Source organism: Tersicoccus phoenicis, assembly GCF_001968835.1.
GTDB classification, from domain to species: Bacteria; Actinomycetota; Actinomycetes; order Actinomycetales; family Micrococcaceae; genus Tersicoccus; species Tersicoccus phoenicis.
Genome location: NZ_MRDE01000075.1, coordinates 19,777 through 43,009 on the forward strand (window position 1 = coordinate 19,777; position 23,233 = coordinate 43,009).

Annotated in this window: 14 protein-coding genes, 1 tRNA gene and 3 pseudogenes; 3 read left to right on the forward strand and 15 right to left on the reverse strand. The window is 69.8% G+C overall.

Features of this window, described 5'->3' with window-relative positions; translation table 11 throughout:
* Positions 1–2 precede the first annotated feature (2 nt).
* From BKD30_RS12840 to BKD30_RS12855, 4 genes are all read right to left on the reverse strand, one after another.
* Positions 3–953, reverse strand: coding sequence for an ABC transporter permease (locus BKD30_RS12840; RefSeq protein WP_076705185.1), 951 nt, complete (start codon positions 951–953; stop codon positions 3–5).
* Positions 943–1,872, reverse strand: a complete 930-nt coding sequence (locus BKD30_RS12845) for an ABC transporter permease (RefSeq protein WP_076705187.1) — start codon at positions 1,870–1,872, stop codon at positions 943–945. Before BKD30_RS12845 ends, BKD30_RS12840 begins: the two co-directional genes overlap by 11 nt.
* A gap of 115 nt (positions 1,873–1,987) precedes the next feature.
* On the reverse strand, positions 1,988–3,673 hold the full coding sequence (locus BKD30_RS12850; protein WP_076705189.1) for a peptide ABC transporter substrate-binding protein: 1,686 nt from the start codon (positions 3,671–3,673) through the stop codon (positions 1,988–1,990).
* Between the two features lie 138 nt (positions 3,674–3,811).
* Positions 3,812–5,653: an ABC transporter ATP-binding protein gene (locus BKD30_RS12855; protein WP_076705191.1), complete on the reverse strand. Its 1,842-nt coding sequence runs from the start codon at positions 5,651–5,653 to the stop codon at positions 3,812–3,814.
* Positions 5,654–5,775: 122 nt separating this feature from the next.
* Between BKD30_RS12855 and BKD30_RS12860 the strand changes: the two genes are divergently transcribed.
* Positions 5,776–6,378, forward strand: a complete 603-nt coding sequence (locus BKD30_RS12860) for a PH domain-containing protein (RefSeq protein WP_076705211.1) — start codon at positions 5,776–5,778, stop codon at positions 6,376–6,378.
* A gap of 269 nt (positions 6,379–6,647) precedes the next feature.
* Here the strand turns inward: BKD30_RS12860 and BKD30_RS12865 are convergent.
* The 3 genes and pseudogenes from BKD30_RS12865 to BKD30_RS12875 all read right to left on the reverse strand — a co-directional run.
* A pseudogene (locus tag BKD30_RS12865) lies at positions 6,648–7,652 on the reverse strand (ABC transporter permease); the annotation flags it as partial.
* 73 nt (positions 7,653–7,725) lie between these two features.
* Complete coding sequence (locus BKD30_RS12870) at positions 7,726–9,264, reverse strand: ABC transporter permease (RefSeq protein ID WP_076705212.1); 1,539 nt, start codon at positions 9,262–9,264, stop codon at positions 7,726–7,728.
* Positions 9,265–9,443: 179 nt separating this feature from the next.
* Positions 9,444–11,081: an ABC transporter family substrate-binding protein gene (locus BKD30_RS12875; RefSeq protein ID WP_328586916.1), complete on the reverse strand. Its 1,638-nt coding sequence runs from the start codon at positions 11,079–11,081 to the stop codon at positions 9,444–9,446.
* 362 nt (positions 11,082–11,443) lie between these two features.
* On the opposite strand from BKD30_RS12875, the gene BKD30_RS12880 reads away from it, so the two are divergent.
* On the forward strand, positions 11,444–11,746 hold the full coding sequence (locus BKD30_RS12880; protein WP_076705214.1) for a DUF3072 domain-containing protein: 303 nt from the start codon (positions 11,444–11,446) through the stop codon (positions 11,744–11,746).
* A 37-nt stretch (positions 11,747–11,783) separates the two neighbouring features.
* On the opposite strand, the gene selB is transcribed toward BKD30_RS12880, so the two are convergent.
* The 3 genes from selB to BKD30_RS12895 all read right to left on the reverse strand — a co-directional run bounded on the left by selB (position 11,784) and on the right by BKD30_RS12895 (position 15,170).
* Positions 11,784–13,637, reverse strand: a complete 1,854-nt coding sequence (selB, locus tag BKD30_RS12885) for a selenocysteine-specific translation elongation factor (RefSeq protein WP_076705196.1) — start codon at positions 13,635–13,637, stop codon at positions 11,784–11,786.
* The gene (gene selA, locus BKD30_RS12890) at positions 13,634–15,004 is read right to left on the reverse strand and encodes an L-seryl-tRNA(Sec) selenium transferase (protein ID WP_076705216.1); all 1,371 of its coding nucleotides are present in this window, start codon (positions 15,002–15,004) and stop codon (positions 13,634–13,636) included. The genes selB and selA overlap by 4 nt, the downstream gene beginning before the upstream one ends.
* A gap of 71 nt (positions 15,005–15,075) precedes the next feature.
* Positions 15,076–15,170: transfer RNA gene (locus BKD30_RS12895), tRNA-Sec, on the reverse strand.
* Between the two features lie 131 nt (positions 15,171–15,301).
* On the opposite strand from BKD30_RS12895, the gene selD reads away from it, so the two are divergent.
* On the forward strand, positions 15,302–16,330 hold the full coding sequence (gene selD, locus BKD30_RS12900; protein ID WP_076705219.1) for a selenide, water dikinase SelD: 1,029 nt from the start codon (positions 15,302–15,304) through the stop codon (positions 16,328–16,330).
* Positions 16,331–16,498: 168 nt separating this feature from the next.
* Here the strand turns inward: selD and nrfD are convergent, their stop codons facing one another.
* The 5 genes and pseudogenes from nrfD to BKD30_RS16780 form a co-directional block, all read right to left on the reverse strand.
* Positions 16,499–17,593 (reverse strand): NrfD/PsrC family molybdoenzyme membrane anchor subunit, encoded by a 1,095-nt coding sequence (nrfD, locus tag BKD30_RS12905; protein ID WP_076705197.1) that lies wholly within the window; start codon positions 17,591–17,593, stop codon positions 16,499–16,501.
* Positions 17,590–18,624, reverse strand: coding sequence for a 4Fe-4S dicluster domain-containing protein (locus tag BKD30_RS12910; RefSeq protein WP_076705198.1), 1,035 nt, complete (start codon positions 18,622–18,624; stop codon positions 17,590–17,592). The genes nrfD and BKD30_RS12910 overlap by 4 nt, the downstream gene beginning before the upstream one ends.
* Entirely contained in the window at positions 18,624–21,995 is a 3,372-nt protein-coding gene (fdh, locus tag BKD30_RS12915; RefSeq protein WP_143588196.1) for a formate dehydrogenase, read from the reverse strand. The genes BKD30_RS12910 and fdh overlap by 1 nt, the downstream gene beginning before the upstream one ends.
* 79 nt (positions 21,996–22,074) lie before the next feature.
* Positions 22,075–22,293, reverse strand: a pseudogene (locus tag BKD30_RS16775) (SIP domain-containing protein); the annotation flags it as partial.
* A gap of 24 nt (positions 22,294–22,317) precedes the next feature.
* Positions 22,318–22,734, reverse strand: a pseudogene (locus BKD30_RS16780) (siderophore-interacting protein).
* Between the last annotated feature and the right edge of the window lie 499 nt (positions 22,735–23,233).

Sequence of the window (23,233 nt, forward strand, 5' to 3'; positions counted from 1 at the left end):
GGTCATCGGGTCCTGCTCTTCGGGTCGAGGGCGTCGCGCACCGCGTCGCCGAGCATGATGAAGCTCAGCACGCAGATCGACAAGGCCACGGACGGGTAGATGAGGATCGTCGGGTTGGTGCGGATGGACTGCTGCGCTGCGGCGATGTCGTGTCCCCAGGACATGACGGACTGGGGCAGCCCGATGCCGAGGAACGAGAGCGTCGCCTCCGCGACGATGAACACGCCCAGCTCGAGCGTGGCGAGCACGATCACGGGTGCGATGGCGTTCGGCAGCACGTGCCGCACCAGCGCCCCGAAGCGCGAGACCCCGAGTGATCGGGCGGCGGTGACGAAGTCGGCGTTGCGCACCTCGATCACGGCACCCCGGGTGAGCCGCGCCATCTGTGGCCAGCCGAGCAGAGCGATCACCAGCACGACCGTCCAGACGCTCTGGTTCTGGCGGAACAGCGGGAGCTGGGTGACGACGAGCGCACCGAGAACGAGCGGGAGGGCGAAGAAGATGTCGCCCAGGCGCGCCAGCACCGCATCGAGCCAACCGCCGTAGTAACCGGCGAGCGCTCCGAACGTCACCCCGATCACCAGGACGCACAGGACCGCGAGCACCCCCACGGTCAGCGACGCCTGGGTCCCGTAGATGACCCGCGAGTAGACGTCGCAGCCCTGGAACGTGAAGCCGAACGGGTGCCCGGCACGCGGACCAGCCTCGGAGTTCTCGAGCAGGCAGTTCTGGTTCGGCGGAACCTGGGTGAAGACCCCGGGGAATAGCGCGATGAAGACGAGCGCGAGGATCATCAGGGCGGAGACGATGAACAACGGCCGGCGACGCAGCTTGCGCCAGGCGTCGCTCCACAGGCTCAGCGGTGCGTCCTGGACGCGCAGGGCGTCGGTGTCACCGAGGTCGTCCTCGTCGAAGGAGGCGACGAAATGGTCGTCGAGACGGTCATGCTTCATAGCGGATCCTCGGGTCGAGCCAGGCGTACAGGAGGTCGACGAGCAGGTTCGCGAGCACGAACACCAGCACGAGGACACTCACGATCGCGACGACGGTGGGGCCTTCGCCGCGCAGGGTCGCCTGGTAGAGCTTGTTGCCCACGCCGGGCACGTTGAAGATTCCCTCGGTGACGATCGCGCCGCCCATCAGGCCGCCGAGGTTGGCACCGAGGTAGGTCACGACGGGGATCGCCGAGTTGCGCAGGATGTGCGCGAGGACCACCCGCGGGCGGGAGAGGCCCTTCGCCGTGGCGGTGCGCACGTAGTCGGCGTTCATGTTCTCGATCACCGAGGCACGGGTGAGCCGCAGGACATAGGCGAACGAGACGAGGCCGAGCACGATGGCCGGCAGAATCAGGTTCCCCCAGTTCGCCTGTCCCCCGACCGTCGGTTTGACCCAGCCCAGGGACACGCCGAAGACGAGCTGGAAGACGAAGCCGAGCACGAAGGTGGGGACGGCGATGACCACGAGGGAGGCGACCAGAACCGTCGAGTCGAAGAACCCGCCGCGGCGCAGGCCGGCGACGAGGCCGAACAGGACCCCGAAGATCGCCTGGATCGCGATCGCCTCGATCGCGAGCATCGCGGTGACCGGGAAGACCCGCGCGAGCGTCGCGGCGATCGGCTGCTGGGTGAAGTCGACGCCCAGATCCAGCGTGAACAGGCTCTTGAGGAACAGCCCGTACTGGACGAAGAACGGTTGATCGAGGTTGTACTGGGCCCGCAGCGCGTCGATGACGGCCTGCGGGGGCTGCCGATCCCCGAAGAGGGCAGCGATCGGGTCGCCCGGGAGGGCGAACACCATGAAGTAGACGAGCAGGGTGGTCCCGAGGAATACCGGGATGACCTGGAGGAGCCGTCGGAGGATGTAGCGGGTCATCGCAGTCCTCCCGAGTCCCGGGGAGAGGGACGTGTCATGCAGCAGAGCCTTCCGTGGGAATGCCGAGGGCCCGGCGGTGGCCGGGCCCTCGGCACCGATCAGTGAGCGGTGGGTGTTACTTCGCCTGGATGTCGTAGTAGAGGATCTGGCCGTTCCAGCCCGACTCCGCCTTGACCACGTTGTTGCTCCACACGATGGCGCGGTTCTGGTCCCAGAGCGGCAGGCCCGGCAGGTCCTGGAAGAGGATCTCCTGTGCCTGGTTGAACTTGGCGTTGGCCTCCTCGGTGGTCTTGGACGCGAGGCCCTCCTTGAGCAGCTTGTCGAACTGGGGGTTCGAGTACTTCTCGTAGTTGGAGGAGGCCCCCGTCGCCCACACCGGGCCCAGGAAGTTGTACAGGGACGGGTAGTCGCCCTGCCAGCCGGCGCGGGCAAGACCGGGCAGACTCTGCGACTTGCGCAGGTTCAGAAGCTCGGCGAACTTCGCGAACGGCTGGATCTGGGCCTGGATGCCCAGGTTGTTCTTGAAGTTGTTCGCGACCGCGTCGACCCATTCCTTGTTGCCGCCGTCGGTGTTCGACCCGATCAGCAGCGGCTTGGAGGCGTCGTACGGACGGATCTTGTCGGCCTGCGCCCAGAGGTCCTTGGCCTTGTTCGGATCGTAGGACAGCACCTCGCTGCCCGGGATGTCCGCCGTGAATCCGTCGATCACCGGCGGCGCGAAGCCCTTCGCCGGCGTGCGCGTCCCGCTGAAGACGACCTTCGCGATCTCCTCACGGTTGATCGCGTACGAGAGCGCCTGACGACGCAGCTTGCCGGCCTCGCCCTGGAAGTTCGGGTTGTATCCCGGGATGTTCAGGGTCGAGTTCGCCGCGACCGGCTTGGACGCGTTCCGGTCCTGGAAGTCGGTCGTGTAGGTCTTGAGCGCGTTCGAGGGCAGCACATCCGTCACATCCAGGTTGTCCGCCTGGAGGTCCGTGTAGGCCGGCCCGGGATCGGTGTAGAACTTGAACGTGATCCCACCGTTCTTGGGCGCGCGCGGTCCGGTGTAATCCGGGTTCTTCACCAGGGAGAGCGACTGGTCGTGGACCCACGAACCGGTGGCCTTGGCCATCTTGTAGGGGCCGTTGCCGACCGGGTTCTCGCCGAACGCCTTCGGGTCCTTGAGTGCCTCCGGCGGGAGCGGGTAGAACGCCGAGTACCCGAGTCGCAGGGACCAGTCCGCTTCGGGCTGGGCCAGCTTGACCTGGATGGTCGAATCGTCCTTCGCCGTGAGCCCGGACATCGTCTTGGCCGTGGGCGCGGGGGTGGACGTGGTCTTGCCGTCGGCCCCCTTCGACTCCTTCACGGCACTGACCGCGTCGTAGCCCTGAATGGACTCGAAGAAGTACCCGTTGTTCTGCAGGTTGGTGCTCAACGCGGCGAAGTTCCAGGAGTCCACGAACGTCTTCGCGGTGATGGGCTCGCCGTTGGTGAACTTGGCGCCCTGCTTGACCTTGATGGTCCAGTTCTGGGAGTCCGTCGTGTCGATGCTCTCGGCGAGCGCGTTGACCGGCTTGCCGTTCGCGTCGTAGCTGCGGAGGCCCTCGAAGAGCATCTCGACGACCCGGCCTCCGTACACCTCGTTGGTGTTGGCCGGCAGCAGCGGGTTCTGCGGCTCATTGGAGTATGCCGTGATGACCTTGTTCGGATCCGGGCTCCCTCCGGCGGCGCTGCCGCCGCCGGACCCGCCGCCGCACGCGCTCAGGGAGAGCGTGACGGCGATGGCGATTCCCAGGGTCTTGGACATGCGTGATCGACGCATTCCTGTGCTCCTTCGATGGTTCGGTGCGAGGTTCTCGTCTGAGACGAGCACCTGGGGCCACCCTCACATGTGCCTGTGACGTGGCGCATAGCCCCCACAGCCTAGCGGCATCTCGAAAGCAGAGAAAATCCGCCGCCGCTACTCCTCAGCACCGGCCGCGAGAAGCTGGGCGCGGACCTCACGCCGCTCTCGCTGTTTCTCCGGGTCCGGCAGCGGCACGGCGGCCAGCAGCCGCTGCGTGTACGCCTCCTGCGGGTTGCGCAGGATCTCGTCCCGGGTGCCCTGTTCGACGATCCGGCCCCGGTTCATCACCACGATCCGGTCCGCCAGCAGGTCGACGACGGCGAGGTCGTGGGTGACGAACAGGCACGCGAAGCCGAGTTCACGCTGCAGGTCCTGGAACAGCTCCAGCACCGTGGCCTGGACCGACACGTCGAGGGCGGACGTCGGCTCGTCGGCCACCATCAGCGCCGGCTTGAGCGCCAGCGCGCGGGCGATGCCGACGCGCTGCTTCTGACCGCCGGAGAGCTCGTGCGGGTACCGGTTGCGGTACGAGCGCGGCAACTGCACCTGGTCGAGCAGCAACTCGATCCGCTGCTGCAGATCGGCGCCCTTCGCCTCCTTGGCCAGGTAGAGCGGCTCGCCGATGCTCTCCCCGATGGGCAACCGCGGGTTCAGCGACGAGGACGGGTCCTGGAACACCATGCCCACCTTGTTCCGCAGCACCCGCAGCTGCCGCCGGTTCGCGGTGGAGATGTCCTCCCCCACCACGGTCAGGGTGCCCTCGACGATCGGCAGAAGGCCGACGGACGCGCGGCCGATGGTGGTCTTGCCCGACCCGGACTCCCCCACCAGCCCGACGACCTGGCCGGGGTAGATGGACAGGTTGGCGTCGGTGACGGCGCGGAACGCGGGCACCCGGCCGTGCTTGGGGTACTCGATGGCGACGCCGCGCAGGTCCAGCACCGGCGCCACGCCGCGCAGCCGCTCCGCCTCCGCCGCGGCGATCCGCTCCGCCTCGGCCAGGGCCCGCTGGTTCTCCTGCTCCCGTTCGGCCAGCTGGACGGCGACCGACGCGTCACCGACGTCGACGTGCGCTGAGCCGGTGAGCGCGGCGAGCAGGTCGATGTCCTGCCCGCCCGCGGTGCCCAGGTGCGGCACCGCGGCCAGCAGTTCCTGCGTGTACGGGTGCTGGGGGTCGTGGAAGACCTGGCTCGCGGACCCTGACTCGACGGTGCGGCCGTCCTTCATCACCATGATCCGGTCGGCCAGGTCGGCCACCACCCCCATGTCGTGGGTGATCAGGATGATCCCGGAATCCAGCTTGTCCTTGAGGTTGCGCATCAGGTCGAGGATCTCGGCCTGCACCGTGACGTCCAGGGCGGTGGTCGGCTCGTCGGCGAGCAGCAGCTTCGGATCACAGGAGAGCGACTGGGCGATCATCGCACGCTGCCGCTGGCCGCCCGAGAGCTGGTGCGGGTACGAGTCGAACGCCTTCCGCGGGTCCGGCATCTCCACCAGTTCGAGCATCTCGAGGGCGCGCGCCGCCGCCTGCTTCGGTGACACCTCGTTGTGCAGACGGACGGTCTCGACGATCTGGTTGCCCACGGTGAACACCGGGTTCAGCGCCGTCATCGGTTCCTGGAAGATGACCGCGATCTCGGACCCGCGCACCTGCCGCAGGGCCTGCCGGGACCCCCCCAGCAGCTCCCGCCCGGACAGGTTCACACTGCCGCGTACGACGGCGTTGACCGGCAGCAGGTCCAGCAACGCCATCGCCGTGGTCGACTTGCCCGAACCCGACTCGCCGACGATCGCGAGCACCTCCCCGCGCGCCACGTCGAAGTTCGAGTCGATGACGGCGGGCACGAGTTTCTTCTCCACGCCGAAGCTGATGTTCAGGTCCCGCACGGACAGCAGGGTGCCGCCGCGGCCCCCGCCGTCGGACGGGATTCCCGCGGACTGGGCTACGTGACTCATCGGTGTTTCCCTTCTTGACCTACCTGGCGACCGGCGGACGACGCCGGGCGCCGCTCCGCCTGACCTTCGTGCTCCGCGCGCCCCGGGTGGGTGGCAGCGGCGGATGCTGGAACGATGGGCAGATGACGACCTTCAAGGCCGGCACCAGCCGGTGGATGGCGATCGGCGCCTGGGCGGTGGCCGCCCTGATGCTGGGCTCCGCCGCGGCCGGCGGGGATGCCGGTACCGGGGCCAAGCTCGCGATCATCGCCGTCGACCTGGCGACCGCGGGCTGGTTCGCCCTGTGGCGCCCGTCCGTGACCGTCGACGACGCCCGGGTGCTGGTGCGCAACGTGTTCCGCACCGTGAGCGTGCCCTGGGCGGCACTGATCGACGTCGACACCAAGTACGCCCTGACCCTGGTGACCCCGCACCGCCGCGTGACCGCCCTCGCCGCCCCGGCGCCGGGCCGGCACACCGTGATGTGGGCGAACCGGCAGGACGTGACCGGGCTGCCCGAACGGACCTACGACTCGGTGCGTTCGATCCGGCCGGGCGACCCCACCCAGTCGCACTCCGGCGCCGCGGCTCTGCTGGTCCGCCGGCACTGGGAGCGCCTCGCCGAGGACGGTCGCATCGATCTCGGCTCCGCGGACGCGACCGCCGTCGAGGTGCGGTGGCATCCGCTGACCGTCACGACCGCCGTCGCGCTCGCGGTGGCGACCGTCGTCGTGCTCAGCGGCTGAGCCTGCCGCGCTCATTGCCCGCCGTCCCCGCGGTCACGCCGCCGCCGTGGTGCCGGGCCGTCGTCGTCCAGCTCGAGCCGCGTGTTCTGGCCACCCTCGCCCGGGTTGGACTGGTACAGGATCGAGGACCGCTCGTCCTCGGCGGCATCCCGTTCGCTTCGGGACGTTGAACTGAGCGAACGGTTGTCGTCGATGGCTTCTCGTTGGAGCTCCTCGACCGCCGTCCGGGTGCCGATCGCGTACTGGCCGAAGGCCCCGGTGGACGATTGGCCGCTGAGCATGGCCGCCGCCCCCAGTCGCTTGATCGTCCGCAGGGAGAACTTCTTCTGCCGCGGGTCGAAGGCGTCCCGCAGGCCGTCGCCGATGAAGTTGATGCACAGACAGATCACCACGATGAACAGGCCCGGCCACCAGAACAGCCACGGCCGGGTGGCGAACGCGGCCTGGTTCTGGCTGATCAGCGAACCCAGCGAGATATCGGGCGCCCGGACGCCGAGACCGAGGTAGCTCAGCGCCGTCTCGGTGAGGATGGCGGCGCTCATCAGCAGCGTCAGGTTGACGGTGATGACGCCGACCGTGTTCGGCAGGATGTGCTTGAAGATGATCCGGGCGTTGGACGCGCCGGCGATCCGGGCGGCGTCCACGAACTCCCGCTCCCGCAGGGACAGGAACTCGGCCCGCACCAGTCGGCCCAGCAGCATCCAGGTGACCAGACCGAGGAAGACGCCGAGGACGAGCACGCCGTTCTGGCCGCCGGCCCGGCCCACGATGGCCGCGGCGATCAGCGTCGGGATCACGATGAAGACGTCGGTCAGCCGCATCAGCACCGCCTCCACCCAGCCGCGGAAGAAGCCGGCGAGGGAGCCGACCATGATGCCGATCAGACCCGCCAGGATGCCGATGGTGAACATGATGAACAGCGAGATCTGGGTGCCGCGCATGGTCATGGCGAACAGGTCGCGGCCGACCCGGTCCTGCCCGAAGGGGTGCTCGCCGAACGCGAACGGCAACTGCCACGTCGGGGCGCCGCCGTTCACCAGTTCGGGGGTGTCGGTGTAGCTGTAACGCCACCAGCCGGGGATGGGTCCGATGCCCTGGGAGGTCACCGCGAGCACGACGATGATCAGGAAGACGACGATCGAGGCGACCGCGGCGGTGTGAGCGAGGAACTTCTTGGCCACGATCCGGCCCTGGCTCAGGCCCTTGGTGGCCTCCTCGGCGGGAACCGGGTTCTCGGTGCGGTCCGGAGGGGTCTGCGTCTCGGTGCGGCTCATGAGGAAATCCTTGGTGATGGTCTTCTGGTGGCCTGCGTCGTGCCGGTGGCCCACGCCCGGTGGGCGGCGCGAATCACGTCAGCCTCACCCTCGGGTCGAGCAGGGAGTAGGCGATGTCGGCGAGCAGGTTGAACAGCACGGTGGTGATACCGACGATGATGAACACCGCCATCACCGGGTTGGGGTCGCTGCGGAGGATCCCGTCGATGAACAGCGTGCCCATGCCCGTGAACGAGAACACCCGTTCGGTGATGACGGCGCCACCGATCAGGGCGCCCAGATCAGCGGCGACCACGGTGGCCAGCGGGATGAGGGCGTTGCGGAAGGCGTGTCGGACGACGACGCTGCGTTCGTTCACGCCCTTGGCCCGCGCGGTGCGCACGTAGTCCTGGTTCATCACCTCGAGCATCGAGGCCCGGGAGAACCGGGTGTAGGACGCCAGGGAGATGAGGATGAGCGCGATCGTGGGCAGCAGCAGGTGGGTGTACTTGTCCAGGCCGGTGAACCAGAAGTCGCCGTTCAGGTTCGGCGTCTGGGACCCGATGGTGGCAACCGGGCGGCCGTGCACCAGCGGTGAGTTGTAGTAGGCCGGCCAGGACTGCATGAACCGGTCGATGAGCACCAGTCCCGAGGTGACGAACGCGGTCAGGACGGCCGCGCGCATGTTCTGGGCCCGGTCGTAGCCGCCCGCGAACCAGCCGATCACGAGAGCGATGACGATCGCCGCGGCGCCGAGCATGAGCACCGTCGGCAGGTTGCCGTTGGCGTTGAGGATCGGCTGGACGACGAAGTAGGACACGACGCCGATCGCCGCGGTGATCAGGGCTGCGATCAGGGCGCGGCGGTTGCGCAGTCCGGCGACCAGGGCGGTGAACCCGATGGCCAGGCCGAACGCGCACAGCGCGATCATCACCGGTCCGATGCCGGGGTTGGCGAACCAGTCGGTGACCACCAGGACCGTGAGGATCGCGGCGGTCGCGACGGCCGCGACGACGAAGGCGATCAGCCGTCGCTTCCAGGAGCCCGGGATGATCAGGTACCACAACACTCCCATCAGCACGGCCAGCACCACCGTCGTCGTGACGGAGATGGTGGGACTGGCGAGGAAGTTGTTGAAACCGATGGCGCCGAATTCCTTCAGGAGCACCGCGACCCAGAACACGGGCAGGGAGAAGAAGAGGAACGTGACGAACGTGACGGTGTAGTCCAGCCCGCTGTACTGGCGCAGGGCCGTGACGATACCGACGGTGACACCGATCACGATGGCGAGGAGGAACGCGACGGTGACGAACTGCAGCGTGTTGCCGGCGGCTGAGCCCAGCAGGCCGGTCACCTCCTGGCCCTTGATGTTGGCGCCGAGGTCGCAGGCGCTGGGCAGGACGCACTTGACGGCACCACCGAGCCACAGGAAGTAGCGCAGCACCGGCGGCACGTCGAGCTGCAGCTGCTGCTTGACCGCGTTCATCTGCGCTTCTCGGGTGGGACTGTTGCTGGCGCGCAGCTCCGCCAGGGGATCGCCGCCGAAGTACGCCATCAGCAGGTAGACGAGGAACGAGGCGCCGAGCAGGATCAGCACTGCGGCAAACAGGCGCCGGAGGATGTAGGGGAACATCGAGACCTTCGAGGTCAGACCGGGATGGCCGGTGGGGAGGGTGTCGCGTCGTCGGTAGCTCGAGTCCACCGACCGGAAGGGGAATCACCGTCGGTTGCGGACAGAGGCACCAGGACAGACTTCAGTCCTGGTGCCTCTGTGCATCCGGCAACCTCGAGCGGTGTCGAACTACTGGCGGCCTACTTGACCGCCCAGTCCCACACGTCCCACCAGACGCCGTACTGGTTGGGCTGGTAGTTCACGCCACCGGTCACCCGGCTGCTGAACGCTTCCACGCCGACGCTCTGGAACAGCGGCGGCCCGTACATGGAGTCCCAGATCAGCTTGTCGATCTGCACCTGCAGCGCCTCTTGCTTCGCCGGGTCGGTGGTCGTCACCAGTTCGGCCATCAGCTTGTCGGCCTCCGGGTTGGAGAACTTGCTGAAGTTCGAGGACTGCCCGGTACCGTACAGCTGCGGCACACCGGAGACGCCGACACCCGGCTGGATCCAGCCGAAGATCGTCACGTCGTATGACCCGTCACCGAGTTTGCTGCTCCACTGGTTCGCCGGCGCACCGTTGTTGACCACCTTGAAGCCGGCCTCGGTGGCGGACTTGGCGATCAGCGTGTAGGCGTCGACCCGGTTCGGGTTGTCCTTGCTGTACATGATGCGGACGGTCGGGGTCCGTCCGGCGAGCAGCTTCTTGGCGCCCGCGATGTCGACGTCCTGGAACTTCTTCGACCCGTTGTTCTCCACCGACTTGGCGTAGCCCTCCTGGGCCGGCACGAAGAGGTAGGAGTCGAGCACCTTGGCGTCGGGCTTCATCTTGGTGATGATCGCGTCGAGGATCGCCTTGCGCGGGATCGTCTTCATGAACGCCTCGCGCAGGGTCTTGTCCTTGAAGGTGCCGTACTGGTTGATGTCGACGTGGTCGAACGCCAACTGGTCGCCCTTCTGCACCTGCACACCCTGGATGTTGTCCAGTGCGGTGAGCGTGTCCGCCGACGCCTGCGGGGCGGCGATGTCCACCTCGCCGTTCTGCAGGGCCTGGATCTGCGCCTGGGTGTCACCGATGGTGCGCATCACGATGGTGTCGACCTTCGGGATGTTGCCCCAGGTGTAGTCGGGGTTCTTCTTCAGGGTCACCGACTGGTTCTCGGTCACCGCGGAGACGACGAACGGACCGTTGGAGAGGTAGAGACTCGGATCGGACGGCAGCGTGGTGGTGTCGAAGCCCTTGTTGTAGAAGTCCGCCACCTTCTTCAGCTGCGCGTTGGTGGCGACGGGCTTGGCCGGATCACCCTTGGACATGCCCTTCATCAGGTTCGTCAGCGCCTTGGCGTCGGCCAGGCCGCCCTTCTTGGCGACGACGTTCGCGGGAACCTCGGGTCCGCTGAACGCCGTCTCCCAGTCCGCATACGGCGTCGTGTAGTTGATCGTGAAGGACTTGTTGTCGCTGCTGACCTCGGGGAACGTCGACTTGTTCAGGCCGGTGGTGCTGCCCGCGTAGGTGAAGTACTGGCTGCCCTTGGTGACCTTGCCGGAGTCGTCGTACGTGGCGTCGTCGTAGTAGCCGGAGTAGACCGCCCAGGCGAGGACGTAGTCGTCGGCGGTGACCGGCGTGCCGTCGGACCACTTGACCCCGTCGTTGATCGTGTACTTGATCGTCAGCGGGTTGTCCGAGACCTTCTCGTACTTGCCGAACTTCTCGTTCTTGACGATCTTGAGGTTGTTGTCGATGTAGTTGAAGCCCGAGTGCGTGGCCAACCAGATCTTGCCGTTGATGTCCGAGTTGCCGGTGGCCGTGGACTGGTTGAACGAACTGAAGCCGTTCACCTCGGCGACCGTGATCTGGCCGCCGCCACTAGCCGCCGAGCCTGACGCGGAGTTGCTTCCTCCGCCGGTGTTGCCACCGCAGGCACTGAGCACGAGCGCCGCGATCGCAGCCGCCCCCACCATTTTGGAAATACGCGCTACACGCATTCCGCCTCCCTCATGGATTCTAAGAGTGACCCGCAACACACTGCCCCGGGCTGACGGTCACACTACCCTACCGAGCGGTACGTGGTGTGCCTCACATGTGGCACCACAGTAGTGGGGTCTTGCCTCCCCGATGCCTCCTGCGAGGAATCGACGGCGCGTCGTTACGAACTTGTGACCCAGCGGGAGTGTCGGTGGTCGGGGCTACGCTGGCCCGCATGAGCGAACAGACGAACCAGCCCGAGCAGAACCTGCCCGCAGCCGGAGGGTCCGACGACACCGGTAGCGGCGGTGACCGGCCCACCCTCGGTGCGAGCACCCCGCAGCCGGGCACCACGGAGAAGGACCCCGGGCAGTGGGTGACCGGGGACGAACCGATGACCGGTGCTCAGCGCAGCTACCTCGACACTCTGGCTCGGCAGGCCGGGGAGGAACTGCCGGCGGACCTGACCAAGGCGCAGGCCTCCGAGCACATCGACCGGCTGCAGGGCGAGACCGGCCGGGGCGACTCGGGCAGCTGACGATGTCGCGGCGGGCCGGGCGGGCGGTGCCGTCCGGTCAGCGGCCGCCGCCTGAACGAATCACCGTGCGATGCCCGGCGTCCAGCCGCCGCGTCCAGCCGCGTCCGTCCAGATGCTCGAGCAGCGGAATCACGACCCGGCGCGTGGTGCGCAGCGCCTGCCGGGCGTCGCTCGTCGTGAACGGCTGGGCGAGACGGGCCAGTGTCCGCATCGCCAGCGCCGGCGCCGTCGGCAACAGCACGATGCCGTCCCGCAAGCGGATGATCCTCCCGGCGCGTTCGGCCGCGGCCAGGTCCCGCGTCGTCAGCCGCAATGCACTGAGGTCGTGCGCCTCCGGCGCGTTGAACGGGTTCTCGGCCAGCTGCTCGACCACCCGGGCGACCGCGGCCTCGGCGGCGCCGAGGTCACCGCTGCTGCCGGGCAGCCGGATCCGACCGGCCTCCTGCTCGAGGCCCGCTGCGGTGATCACCGGGTCGAGCGGGACGCCGGCGGGCAGGGCGAGCAGGTCCCGCGCGGCGCCGTGGGTGAGACCACCGGCGAGCGGGTCGGTCTCGTGCCGGGAGGCCACGGCGGCACGTAGCCGCTGCTGCCAACCGGCCAGCACCGGGGCGTGCACCCACCACTGTCCCAGCGCCACCACGTCGGACGGCGGGTCCTGCTGCGCCGAGGCGATCACGCCGAGCCGGTGCAGGTGGGCCGCGGTCACCGCACCGCGCGCCGCCACCTCGGCGAGCGGATCCCCGCCCGGCGTCATCGTGATCAGCCGGGCGGCCCAGCGGGCGCTGTCGCCGCGGCGGCGGAAGGCGGGCGGGTCCGCGTCCAGCAGCAGCACACCGCCGAGCAGCCGGTGGGCGCCCGGGTCGCGCAGCACCATCCGGTCGCCCGGCACCAGCGGGAGGGACCGGGACAACGCCAGCCACGCGTGGTCGTCGTCGAAGGAGCGGAGCCGGGCGGGCACCGCGGCCGTGCCGACATGCACCACCACCCGGTCCGGTGCCTCGCCGAGCGGCGAGCCGCTCGTGCGCCGCACGCCGACGGTGTCCGCCACCGGCCACGCGCCCGGCGTCACCAGCGCGTCCCCGCGGCCGACGTCGGACGGCGTCACCCCGCGCAGATTGAGTGCCACCCGGCTCACCGGGCCGACCGTCTCGCGGGGCTCGTCACGGCTCTGCAGGCCACGGACCTGAACGGTCCGGGTGCGCTCGCCGCAGATCGCGTCCAGCCGGTCACCGACCGCGACGGTGCCGGACGGCAGCGTGCCGGTGACCACGGTCCCCGCGCCCGTGATGGAGAAGGCCCGGTCCACCCACAGCCGCAGTCGGCCGGTCGTCGTCGGTTCCCCATTGGCGGCGAGGACGTCGTCGAGGGTGGTGCGCAGCTCGTCCAGGCCCGTGCCGTCGACCGCGCTGACGACGACCACCGGCGCATCCCGCAGACCCGTACCGGACAGCTCGGTCCGAGCCTGCTGCAGCGTGTCCGACACCCGACCGTGGGCGCGGTCGGCCCGCGTGATCACCAGGATCCCCCGGTCGATGCCCAGGGCCGCCACCGCGTCCCGGTGGTCGCTGGACTGGGCCTGCCAGCCTTCGTCGGCGGCGACCACGAACAGCACCACCGGGGTCGGACCGATGCCGGCCAGCATGTTGCCGAGGAACCGCTCGTGACCGGGGACGTCGACGAAGGCGATCTCCCGGCCCGACGGCAGCACGGTCCAGGCGAAGCCCAGGTCGATGGTCAGGCCACGCCGTCGTTCCTCCTCCCATCGGTCCGGTTCCATCCCGGTCAGGGCCCGGACGAGCGTGCTCTTGCCGTGGTCGACGTGACCGGCGGTGGCGACGACCGCGGTGGGGTGGCTCGAGCCGGAGGCCGATCCGGAGGGAGATGCCGTCATGCCGTCGGTGTCGTCATGCCGTTGGTGCCGCCGGTGCTACCACCGGGCGACGTGGCCGTGGCGGACGACGCGGCGAGCGCGACGTGGACCGCAGCGAGCAGCCGTTCGTCGTCCGCTTCCGGGATGCACCGCAGATCCAGCAGGCAGGCTCCGTCGTGCACACGCGGAAGCACGGCCGGACTCCCGGTACGCAGGTGCACGGCGATCGCCTCGTCCAGCCGCACCGCCCAGCCGGGCAGGGGCAGGCCGGGCGCTCCTCCCCCGCCGACCCGGCCGTCGTGCGGGACGACGGGCGCGTTCACCGCCGCAGCGATCCGCTCGGCGCGTTCGCGCAACCGGGTGGGATCGGCGTGCACGGACCGGCCGACCGGTACGGCGCCACCGGCCACGGTGGCCTCCAGCGCGGCCAGGGTCAGCTTGTCGGCGCGGACGGCCCGGGCCAGGGGGTGCCGGGACAGCTGCGCGACCAGGTCCGCCCGGCCGAGCAGCAGGCCCGCCTGCGGGCCGCCGAGCAGCTTGTCCCCGCTGGCCGTGACCAGATGGGCACCGGCGGCCAAGGTGGTCGCGGCGTCCGGCTCGTCCGGCAGTGCCGCGTCGGGGGCGAGCAGGCCGCTGCCGATGTCGGCGACGAGCGGCACGCCGTGGCCGGCCGCGAGCGCCGCGAGGTCGTCCATCGGGGCGCCGGAGGTGAACCCCTGGACCCGGAAGTTGCTCGGGTGCACCTTGAGGATGCAACCGGTGTCGGGGCCGAGGGCGTCCGCGTAGTCGCGCAGGTGCGTGCGGTTGGTCGTGCCGACCTCGCGCAACCGGGCCCCGGTCGAGGCGATCAGGTCCGGGAGCCGGAAGCCGGCGCCGATCTCGACCAGTTCGCCGCGACTGATGACCACCTCGCGCCCCGCGGCGAGCGCGGTGGTCGCGAGCACGAGGGCGGCGGCGCCGTTGTTGACCACGAGGGCGTCCTCGGCGGCCGGGCAGGCGGCGAGCAGCGCCGACCGGGCGCCGGACCCGCGACGCGACCGGACGCCGGTGGTCAGGTCGAGTTCGATGTCGACGTAGCCGGTGGCCGCGACGACCGCCGCGACCGCCGCCTCGCTCAGCGGGGCGCGGCCGAGGTTGGTGTGCACGACGACGCCGGTCGCGTTCAGCACCGGTCGCAGGCTCGCGGCGCTGCGTTCCTGCGCCGCCGCGCTGACCGCGTCCGCCACCCGATCGGGAGCCAGCTCTCCGCGGCGTGCACGCTGCTGGACCTCGCGCACGAGGGACAGCAGCACCGCCTCGCTCAATCGGGCGCGCGCCCGCTCGACGGCGGGCAGGGCCAGGAGGCGGTCGGTGCGTGGGATCAGGCGACGCGGGTCGACCTGCTCCACCACCGTTGCTCCTCTGCCCTTGGTCCTCGCGTTGCTGGCCGGCGCCGTCGTTCAGTGGCGCCGTAGCTCGTTGGCGGAGGCGGACGGGAATCGAACCCGCCAGACCGAGCTGCTCGGTCTCACCGGTTTTGAAGACCGGGGGGCCCACCAGGACCCGGACGCCTCCGTCCCCCAATCTAGCGAATGCCGGCCGGGTCACGGTCCACGTCACCGCACGCGGCCGTCCGTTCCTCGACCGTCGCGTCCGTCACCCCGTCCCGTCGCAGCCTCTGCAGCCCGGGTGGCTACGCTGACGTCATGACCGGTACGCGCCCCGACGTCTCGTCGACCCTGCCCCAGCTGCCGGAGCCGGCCGTCCGGCTGACCGGCTACGCCCACGGCGGCGGATGCGCGTGCAAGATCCCGCCCGGTGAACTGGAGGACGCGGTGCGGGGGTTGACCGGGCAGTCGGGCGAGAACGTGCTCGTCGGGCTCGACGACGGCGACGACGCCGCCGCGGTGCTGGTTCGAGAGGGCCTCGCGGTGCTCTCGACGGCGGATTTCTTCACCCCCGTGGTCGACGACGCCTACGACTGGGGCCGGATCGCGGCGGCGAATGCGCTCTCGGACGTGTACGCGATGGGCGGCCGACCGGTAGTGGCGATCAACCTTGTCGGCTGGCCGCGGGACGTGCTGCCGCTGACGCTGATGACCGAGGTGCTCGAGGGTGGCCTCGCGGTCGCGGCGGAGGCGGGCTGCCCGGTGATCGGCGGCCACTCGATCGACGATCCGGAGCCCAAGTACGGGATGGCGGTGACCGGCGTCGCCGACCCCGACCGCCTGCTCCGCAACGACGCCGCCGCTCCCGGCCTGCCCTTGACGCTGACCAAACCGATCGGCGTCGGGCTGCTGAACAACCGCCACAAGAGCACCGGCGAGGTGTTCGACGCCGCGATCGCCACCATGACGGCGCTCAACCGCGACGCAGCCGAGGCGGCGCTCGCCGCCGGGGTGCGGGCCGCCACCGACGTCACCGGGTTCGGTCTGCTCGGTCACCTGTTCAAGATGCTGCGGGCCTCCGGGGTCGGCGCCGTGATCGAGGCGTCCGCGGTACCCGTGGTCGACGGCGCCCGGGAGGCCCTGCGCGACGGTTTCGTCTCCGGCGGCACCCGGCGCAATCTCGACTGGGTGGAACCTCAGCTGCGGCCCGGTCCGGGGATCGGCGAGGACGAATTGTTGCTGCTCGCCGACGCCCAGACCTCCGGGGGCCTGCTCGTCGTCGGGGAACTGCCGGGCCATCCCGTCATCGGGCACACCGTCGCCGGGTCCGGTATCCAGATCCGTTGACCTCTACCCCGCACCGCGCATCTCGCACTCCAGCCCGAACAAGGAGGCCACTGTTCGGGCCCTGGCGCCTGAGCCCGAACAAGGGCGCCACTGTGCGGGCTCCCGTGCGAGCCCCGACCAGGCCCAGCCCCGGGAGACGGGCGCCGGATAGGTAGTGCGGCGGATCCGTCAGCTGGCGGTGGTGATCGCGTCGTCGGTGACCCCGGCGGCCTGCCGGGCGGCCAGGCGACGCTTCTGCGGCTCGATCGTGTACCGCGGGTCCTTCGCCGACGCGATGCCCGCGTGCAGGAACGCGAACCGGGTCAGCGCGGAGGCGGTCAGCAGGGCACCGCCGGAGAGCACGGCCACCAAGCGGTTGCGCCCGCCGATGGCCGCGCCCAGGCCGCCGAGCACGGTCAGCCGCTCGCTCCAGGCCAGCAGGGCTCCGGGCCGGCCCTGCCGCAGCGGCTCGGCGACGACGGGGTCCATCCGGCGTTCCATCGTCCGGACGCCGATGATGTCGCCGGCGACACCGATCACGGCGAGGACGCGTGCGGGCCCGGTCTGCGTCACGGGCGTCGTGATCATGGCCAGGCCACCGGCCGCGAGGGCCGCGGAACTGACGAACACGAACGGCAACTCGTCCTTGGCGGCGTTCCATGTCGGGGTCGCGGTGTCCGAGAGCAGGACCGCGGTGTAGGCGGCCAGGGGGCCTGCGAAGACGGCAGCTTCGACCCCGGCCGGACCTTCCACCGCGCGCAGCAACGGCCGCAAGGGACCCAGCGGCAACCGCTCGCCCGTCATCCGGTCGACCTCGGCGGCCGACGCCACCCCGATCCCCGTACCGAAGGCGCTGAGGATCCAGGAGCCGACGCTCATCGGCGACGTCACTTTGAAGGTACGGAGCATGTTCAGGAACCGCTCGGGCCGGCCGAGGTCACGGACCAGGGCGGCACCGCCGACCACGACGGCGGCCAGCGCACCCAGTCGAGCGTTGCGGCGCAGCGTGGGCAGGCCGGTCAGCTGCCCACCGAACGCCAGCAGCCCGGAGCCGCCGGCCACGCCGCCGAGGAACAAGTAGGCCGCGACGTCGTCCCCCCAGGGCGCGGGTTTGACCACGGGACGCCCGTAGTAGGAGGTGAACTCGACGTCGGGCACCATTGACATCTCGTTGTTGCCCTCGGCACCGCCCCTGCCGGCGCGCCGTCGGTTCCCGCCGCGGCGCTCCCGCCGAGGGCGCGCCTGCTCGGGCGGCCGATAGCTGTCGAAGGTCGACGTGCTCATCGACGGCCGCCCAGGAAGGCCAGCGCCGTCGCCGCCACCATCCCCGCCACGGCCAGGCCGGCCTGCTTGTACATCCGCGGCAGGTCCGCGGTGGGCACCCTCGGGTCCGGCGGCAGCCCGTAGACCTCGGGCTCGTCGAGCAGCAGGAACACGGAGCCGGTGCCGCCGACACCGTCGAGCTCGTTGGCGCCGTAGAGCCGCGCCTCGGTGCGGCCCTGAGCGTGCAACTCGGCCACGCGGTCCCGCGCCGTGGCGACCATGTCGTCGTGGTCGCCGTACTTGATCGACGTCGTCGGGCAGGCCTGGGCGCACGCGGGCGTCTGATCCTCGAGCATCCGGTCGTAGCACAGGGTGCATTTCTGGGCGACGCCGGTCTTCGGATCCTCGCCGTGCGTCGCGACGCGGGTCGAGGCCTTCTTGCCGACCCGCTTCTTCAGCTCGTCCGGCGGCCCGTTGCGGTCCCCGGCGACCAGGACGGTCCCGTCCTGGCGCCGCTCGATCACCCCGAACGGGCAACCGGCCACGCACGTGCCGCACCCGTTGCACACGTCGTCCTGCACCACCACGGTGCCGTACTCGGTGCGGAACAACGCACCCGTGGGGCAGACGTCCAGGCAGCCGGCGTGCGTGCAGTGCTTGCAGACGTCCGAGGACATGAGCCAGCGGAACTGTTCCGTGTCCGGCGGGGTGACGTCATCGGGATCGGGCTTGACCGGGGCGCCGATCTTCGGCATCCCGAGGGAGACGAGAGCGCGCCCGGACTGCCGCGCCTCCGCGATCCGCTCCTGGCCCTGTTCGACGAACGCGACGTGCCGCCAGGTGCTGGCCCCGAGGCCCCCGGTGTTGTCGTACGAGTTGCCGGACAGCTGGAGGTCGCCGTCCTGCGGGTTGTGGTTCCACTCCTTGCACGCCACCTCGCACGCTTTGCAGCCGATGCAGATGGAGGTGTCGGTGAAGAATCCGCGGCGCTCGGGATGGTGCTCTCCGTACGCGTCGGTGGTGGGGTCGGTCGGTCCGGCCAGCTGGCCCATCAGTGCTCCTTCGTCGCGCCGTCGTCCGGACCACCATCGTCCGGACCGCCGTCGTCCGTGCTGCCGCCCGTACTCTCAATTGTGTCGGGGACCGCGACGGTGAATCGCTCGTTGCCGGTCTCGGTGGTCACCCCGGCGCGGGCGCGGTACTCCTCGATCAGGCCGAGCAGGGCGGCACCGCGGGGGCGTCGACCGGGCTGGATGTCGCAGACGCCCGTCTTCGAGTCCTGGATCTGCGTGTTCGGGTCCAGCGTCACGTCGAGCAGGTCGTTCGTGCCGTCGCCCGTCACGATGGCACCCTGACCGCCCGTGCCCCAGTGGTAGGGCAGGCCGATCTGGTGCACGGTGTGACCGCCGACGGTCAGCGGGGTCATCCGCTCCGTGACCAGGACCTTCGCCTCGATGGCACCGCGCGCCGAGACGATGGTCGCCCAGCCGTCCGGTTCGAGTCCGCGCTCGGCGGCCAGTTCCGGGGACACCTCGCAGAACATCTCCGGTTGCAGTTCCGCCAAGTAGGGCAGCCATCGGCTCATCCCGCCGGCGGTGTGGTGCTCGGTCAGCCGGTAGGTGGTGAACGCGTACGGGTAGACGTCTGCGCCCGGCTTGTCCGCGCTCGGCGCCGAGAAGTTGTCCCGACGGGGGAAGAGCACGCGCGAGGGGTTGGTCTGCTGGGCGTACAACGCGTTCACTACGCGGGATTCCTGGGGCTCGTAGTGCGTGGGCAGCGGCCCGTCGAGCAACCCCTTGGGCGCGTACAACCACCCCTTGCCGTCGGCCTGCATGACGAACGGATCGTCACCGGCCAGCGCGTCCGGTCCCCCGAGATCGGGGTCGGGGGTGCTCCCGGGGGCCCGGTCCACCGGGAAGTCCGGGACGTCCTCGCCGACCCATTTGTTCTGCTCCTCGTCCCACCAGATGTACTTCTTCCGCTCGCTCCAGGGCTTGCCGGCGGGATCCGCGGACGCCCGGTTGTACAGGATCCTGCGGTTCGCCGGCCACGCCCAGCCCCACTCCAGCGCCGTCGGGCCCTGTTCGCGGCCGGGCTTGCGGTCCGCGGCGTGGTTGACCCCGTCCGCGTACACGCCGGTGTAGATCCAGCAGCCGCCCGACGTCGACCCGTCCGCCCGCATCTGGGTGTAGGCGGACAGGGGCTTGCCGGCGTCCGGCCCGGTCAGGTGGTAGCCGTTGATCTCGGCCAGCACCGCCTCGGGGTCCGGGTCACCGTGCTCGTCGGTCGGGTAGTCCCAGGTCAGGTCCAGCAGCGGGCGATCGCGTTCGTCGGTCGAGCCGGCCAGTCGTGCCCGGATCCGCTTGCCCAGTTCGTAGAAGAACTGCAGCTCGCTCTGGCAGTCCCCGGGCGGTGCGACGGCCTGGTGGCGCCACTGCAGCAGCCGCTGCGTCTGGGTGAAGGACCCGGCCTTCTCGACGTGGCTGGCGGCCGGCAGGAAGAACACCTCGGTCTCGATGTCCTCTGTGCGCAGTTCCCCGGTGGCGATCTCCGGCCCGTCCTTCCACCAGGTCGCCGACTCGATCAGGCTCAGGTCCCGCACCACCAGCCACTTCAGGTGCGACATCGCCATCCGCTGCATCCGGCCGTTGGAGGTGCCGACGGCCGGGTTCTGGCCGAGGATGAAGAACCCGTCGACGTCGTCGTCGAGCATCGCCGTCGCGGTCTGGAAGGTGCCGTGGGCACCGTTGATCCGGGGGAGGTAGTCGAACGCCCAGGTGTTCTCGGCCGTGGCGGCGTCCCCCCACCAGGCCTTGAGCAGGCTGATCGCGTAGGCGTCCGATTCCGTCCAGAAGCCCTTCTGCTTCTTGCTGGCGATGCCTGCGATGTAGTCGTCGAACGTGTCGTGCACGCCCGCGCTGGGCATCGGCAGGTAGCCGGGCAGCAGGTTGAACAGCGTCGGGATGTCCGTGGATCCCTGAATGCTGGCGTGCCCGCGCAGCGCCATGATGCCGCCGCCGGGCCGGCCGACGTTGCCGAGCAACAGCTGCAGGATGGCGGCGGTACGGATGTACTGGGCCCCGGTGCCGTGCTGGGTCCAGCCGACGGCGTAGGCGAAGCAGGTGGTCCGGTCGCGGCGGGAGTTCTCCGTGATGGCGCGGGCCAGGTAGTCGAAGTCCGCCGGGTCGATGCCGCACATCTGCTGCACCATCTCCGGGGTGTACCGGGCGTAGTGCCGCTTGAGGATCTGGAACACCGTGTTCGGGTCCTGCAGCGTGTCGTCCCGACGGACGTTGGCGTGCTCCAGGGGCGGGCCGCCGCTGCCGTGCTGGTCGCCGGCGGCCCGGGCCGACGCCTCGGAGCCGTGCCGTTCGCTGCTGTGGGTGCCCGAGACCGGGCCACCACCGTCCGCCTCGGCGTAGGCCCAGGTGGACGTGTCGTAGTGGCCGGTCTTCGGGTCGATGCCGGAGAACAGGCCGCCGAGGTCCTCGGCGTCGCGGTAGTCCTCGTTCACCACGGAGGCGGCGTTGGTGTACGCGAGGACGTACTCCTTGAACCACAGGTCGTTGCTGAGCACGAAGTTGATCAACGCGCCCAGCAGCACGATGTCCGAACCGGCCCGGATCGGGATGTGCTTGTCGGCGACCGCCGAGGTGCGGGTGAACCGCGGGTCGACGTGGATCACCTTCGCACCGCGCGCCTGCGCTTCGGCGACCCACTGGAAGCCGACCGGATGGCACTCGGCCATGTTCGATCCCTGGATCACGATGCAGTCGGCGTTGGCCATGTCCTGCAGGTACTGTGTGGCGCCGCCACGTCCGAACGAGGTTCCCAGACTGGGAACCGTGCTGGAGTGTCAAATACGCGCCTGGTTCTCCACCTGGACGGCGCCCGCGGCTGTGAAGAGCTTCTTGATCAGGTAGTTCTCTTCGTTGTCCAGCGTGGCCCCGCCGAGTGAGGCGACCTTCATGGTGCGGCGCAGCAGGTGACCCTGCTCGTCGGTCTGCTGCCAGTCGTGGCGGCGAGCGGCGATGAACCGGTCGGCGATCATGTCGACCGCGGTGTCCAGGTCGAGGCGCTGCCAGTCGGTGGCCCGCGGCGCCCGGTAGAGCACCTCCGTCTGCCGACCCGGCGCGTTCACCAGCTGCTCACTGGCCGATCCCTTGGGGCACAGCCGACCCCGCGAGATGGGCGAATCCGGGTCGCCCTCGATCTGCACGACCTTCTCGTCCTTGACGTAGACCCGCTGGCCGCAGCCGACGGCGCAGTACGGGCAGATGCTCTGCACCACGCGGTCGGCCGTCGTCGTGCGCGGCTTCAGCGACTCGGTGCGGGCCGATGTCACCGCGGGTCCGCGGCCGAGCCAGTCACCGGAGGCGATCTGCCGGACCGCCGGCCAGCCGAGGAACCTGCGCGCCGTCATGGTGCGAGGCTAACCCATGTCTGGGCGGGAGGCGAGCACCCGGTCACGAGCTTCGACGACATCGTCGTCAGCAGGCTTGTCATGGTCGCGTGGACGCGGGCACGGGGACAGCCTCGCCGTCCTGCTCCCGTTCCATCTGCGCCACGAAGTCTCGCTTGCCGGCCTGCCAGGCGTCCTCGTTCTGCCCGGTGCGCCAGTACCCGGAGATGGATACCCGCTCGCGCGGCAGGCCCTGCTCCACCAGCAGGAACCGCCGCAGGTCCTTGATCATCTCGGCGTTGCCGTGCACGAAGGCCCGGACATCGCCGGGAAGGCCGACTCGTCACCGACGAGCAGGTGGTCGGCCGCCGCCGGGTCCGCGGAATCCGATGGTGTCCCCGGGTCGCGCGGACGCTGCCCACGGACCGGCGAGCCCCTCGTCACCATGCACCACGACGTCGAGGTGCATCTCCCCCCGCGCCAGGTCCAGCCGGCGGATCGTGTAGCTCCGGGTGACCGGTCACTGCTCCCGCGGGAGCTGCTGCTGGATGCGCTCCGGGTCGAAGGGCCAGGCGTAGCCGGCGCCGCGCGGGGCGAACAGTAGCTTGACGTAGCTGTCGGTGTGCGCCAGCGGCTCGATCGTGGCCAGGTCCGGGCCCGCCAGGTGCACCCGGACCAGGTCGCGGGTGAGCCATTCGCTGCCGGTGACGGTGGCGGCGCGCGTCACGCGCGGGCGACGGGGACGGGTCGGTGCGGGCATGGGATCAGGCTATCGGCGGCGAGGCGGTACACGAGCCGAGGTGGACAGGCGTCTGTCCGCAGACTCGGACCGGCCGGTGGTCGCCGCCTTGCTCGACCACCGCCGAGGTGGGCGGGGACCCGGAACGGCGGCGCACCTGGTGGTGCTTCCGGTGAAAGCCAGAGCATTGACGCAATAATGTCACCCATGTTTGAAATAGATACAAGTACCGCTTCCGCGGCATTCGCCGGTACAAGCGCCGTGGCCGCAATCGTGACCGCCGGAATCGCCGGCTGGTCGCTGATCGGGGCCTACCGCGACAGCCGGGATCGCACAAGGCCGGTAGTGACGGCCAGGCTTCGCATTGGCGGCTCATCCCAGATGAGGGTGTAGTTGGCGTTGGCGTGGCGGTCCCGGGATAGACGTCGAGGTCTCCCGAGGATGAAGGTTCCTATACGCTGCATCCGAGAGACCTCGACTTGTCTGACGCTACCGTCGGCGAGCGCTCTGGCGCGTTCGC

Excerpts from the sequence above, each read along its gene's own strand:
- selB (WP_076705196.1), bottom strand. The coding sequence starts at position 13,637 with ATGACGGCATCTCCCTCCGGATCGGCCTCCGGCTCGAGCCACCCCACC.
- BKD30_RS12870 (WP_076705212.1), bottom strand. The coding sequence starts at position 9,264 with ATGTTCCCCTACATCCTCCGGCGCCTGTTTGCCGCAGTGCTGATCCTG.
- nrfD (WP_076705197.1), bottom strand. The coding sequence starts at position 17,593 with ATGAGCACGTCGACCTTCGACAGCTATCGGCCGCCCGAGCAGGCGCGC.
- BKD30_RS12880 (WP_076705214.1), top strand. The coding sequence starts at position 11,444 with ATGAGCGAACAGACGAACCAGCCCGAGCAGAACCTGCCCGCAGCCGGA.
- BKD30_RS12845 (WP_076705187.1), bottom strand. The coding sequence starts at position 1,872 with ATGACCCGCTACATCCTCCGACGGCTCCTCCAGGTCATCCCGGTATTC.
- selD (WP_076705219.1), top strand. The coding sequence starts at position 15,302 with ATGACCGGTACGCGCCCCGACGTCTCGTCGACCCTGCCCCAGCTGCCG.
- BKD30_RS12860 (WP_076705211.1), top strand. The coding sequence starts at position 5,776 with ATGACGACCTTCAAGGCCGGCACCAGCCGGTGGATGGCGATCGGCGCC.
- BKD30_RS12910 (WP_076705198.1), bottom strand. The coding sequence starts at position 18,624 with ATGGGCCAGCTGGCCGGACCGACCGACCCCACCACCGACGCGTACGGA.
- BKD30_RS12840 (WP_076705185.1), bottom strand. The coding sequence starts at position 953 with ATGAAGCATGACCGTCTCGACGACCATTTCGTCGCCTCCTTCGACGAG.
- BKD30_RS12850 (WP_076705189.1), bottom strand. The coding sequence starts at position 3,673 with ATGCGTCGATCACGCATGTCCAAGACCCTGGGAATCGCCATCGCCGTC.
- BKD30_RS12855 (WP_076705191.1), bottom strand. The coding sequence starts at position 5,653 with ATGAGTCACGTAGCCCAGTCCGCGGGAATCCCGTCCGACGGCGGGGGC.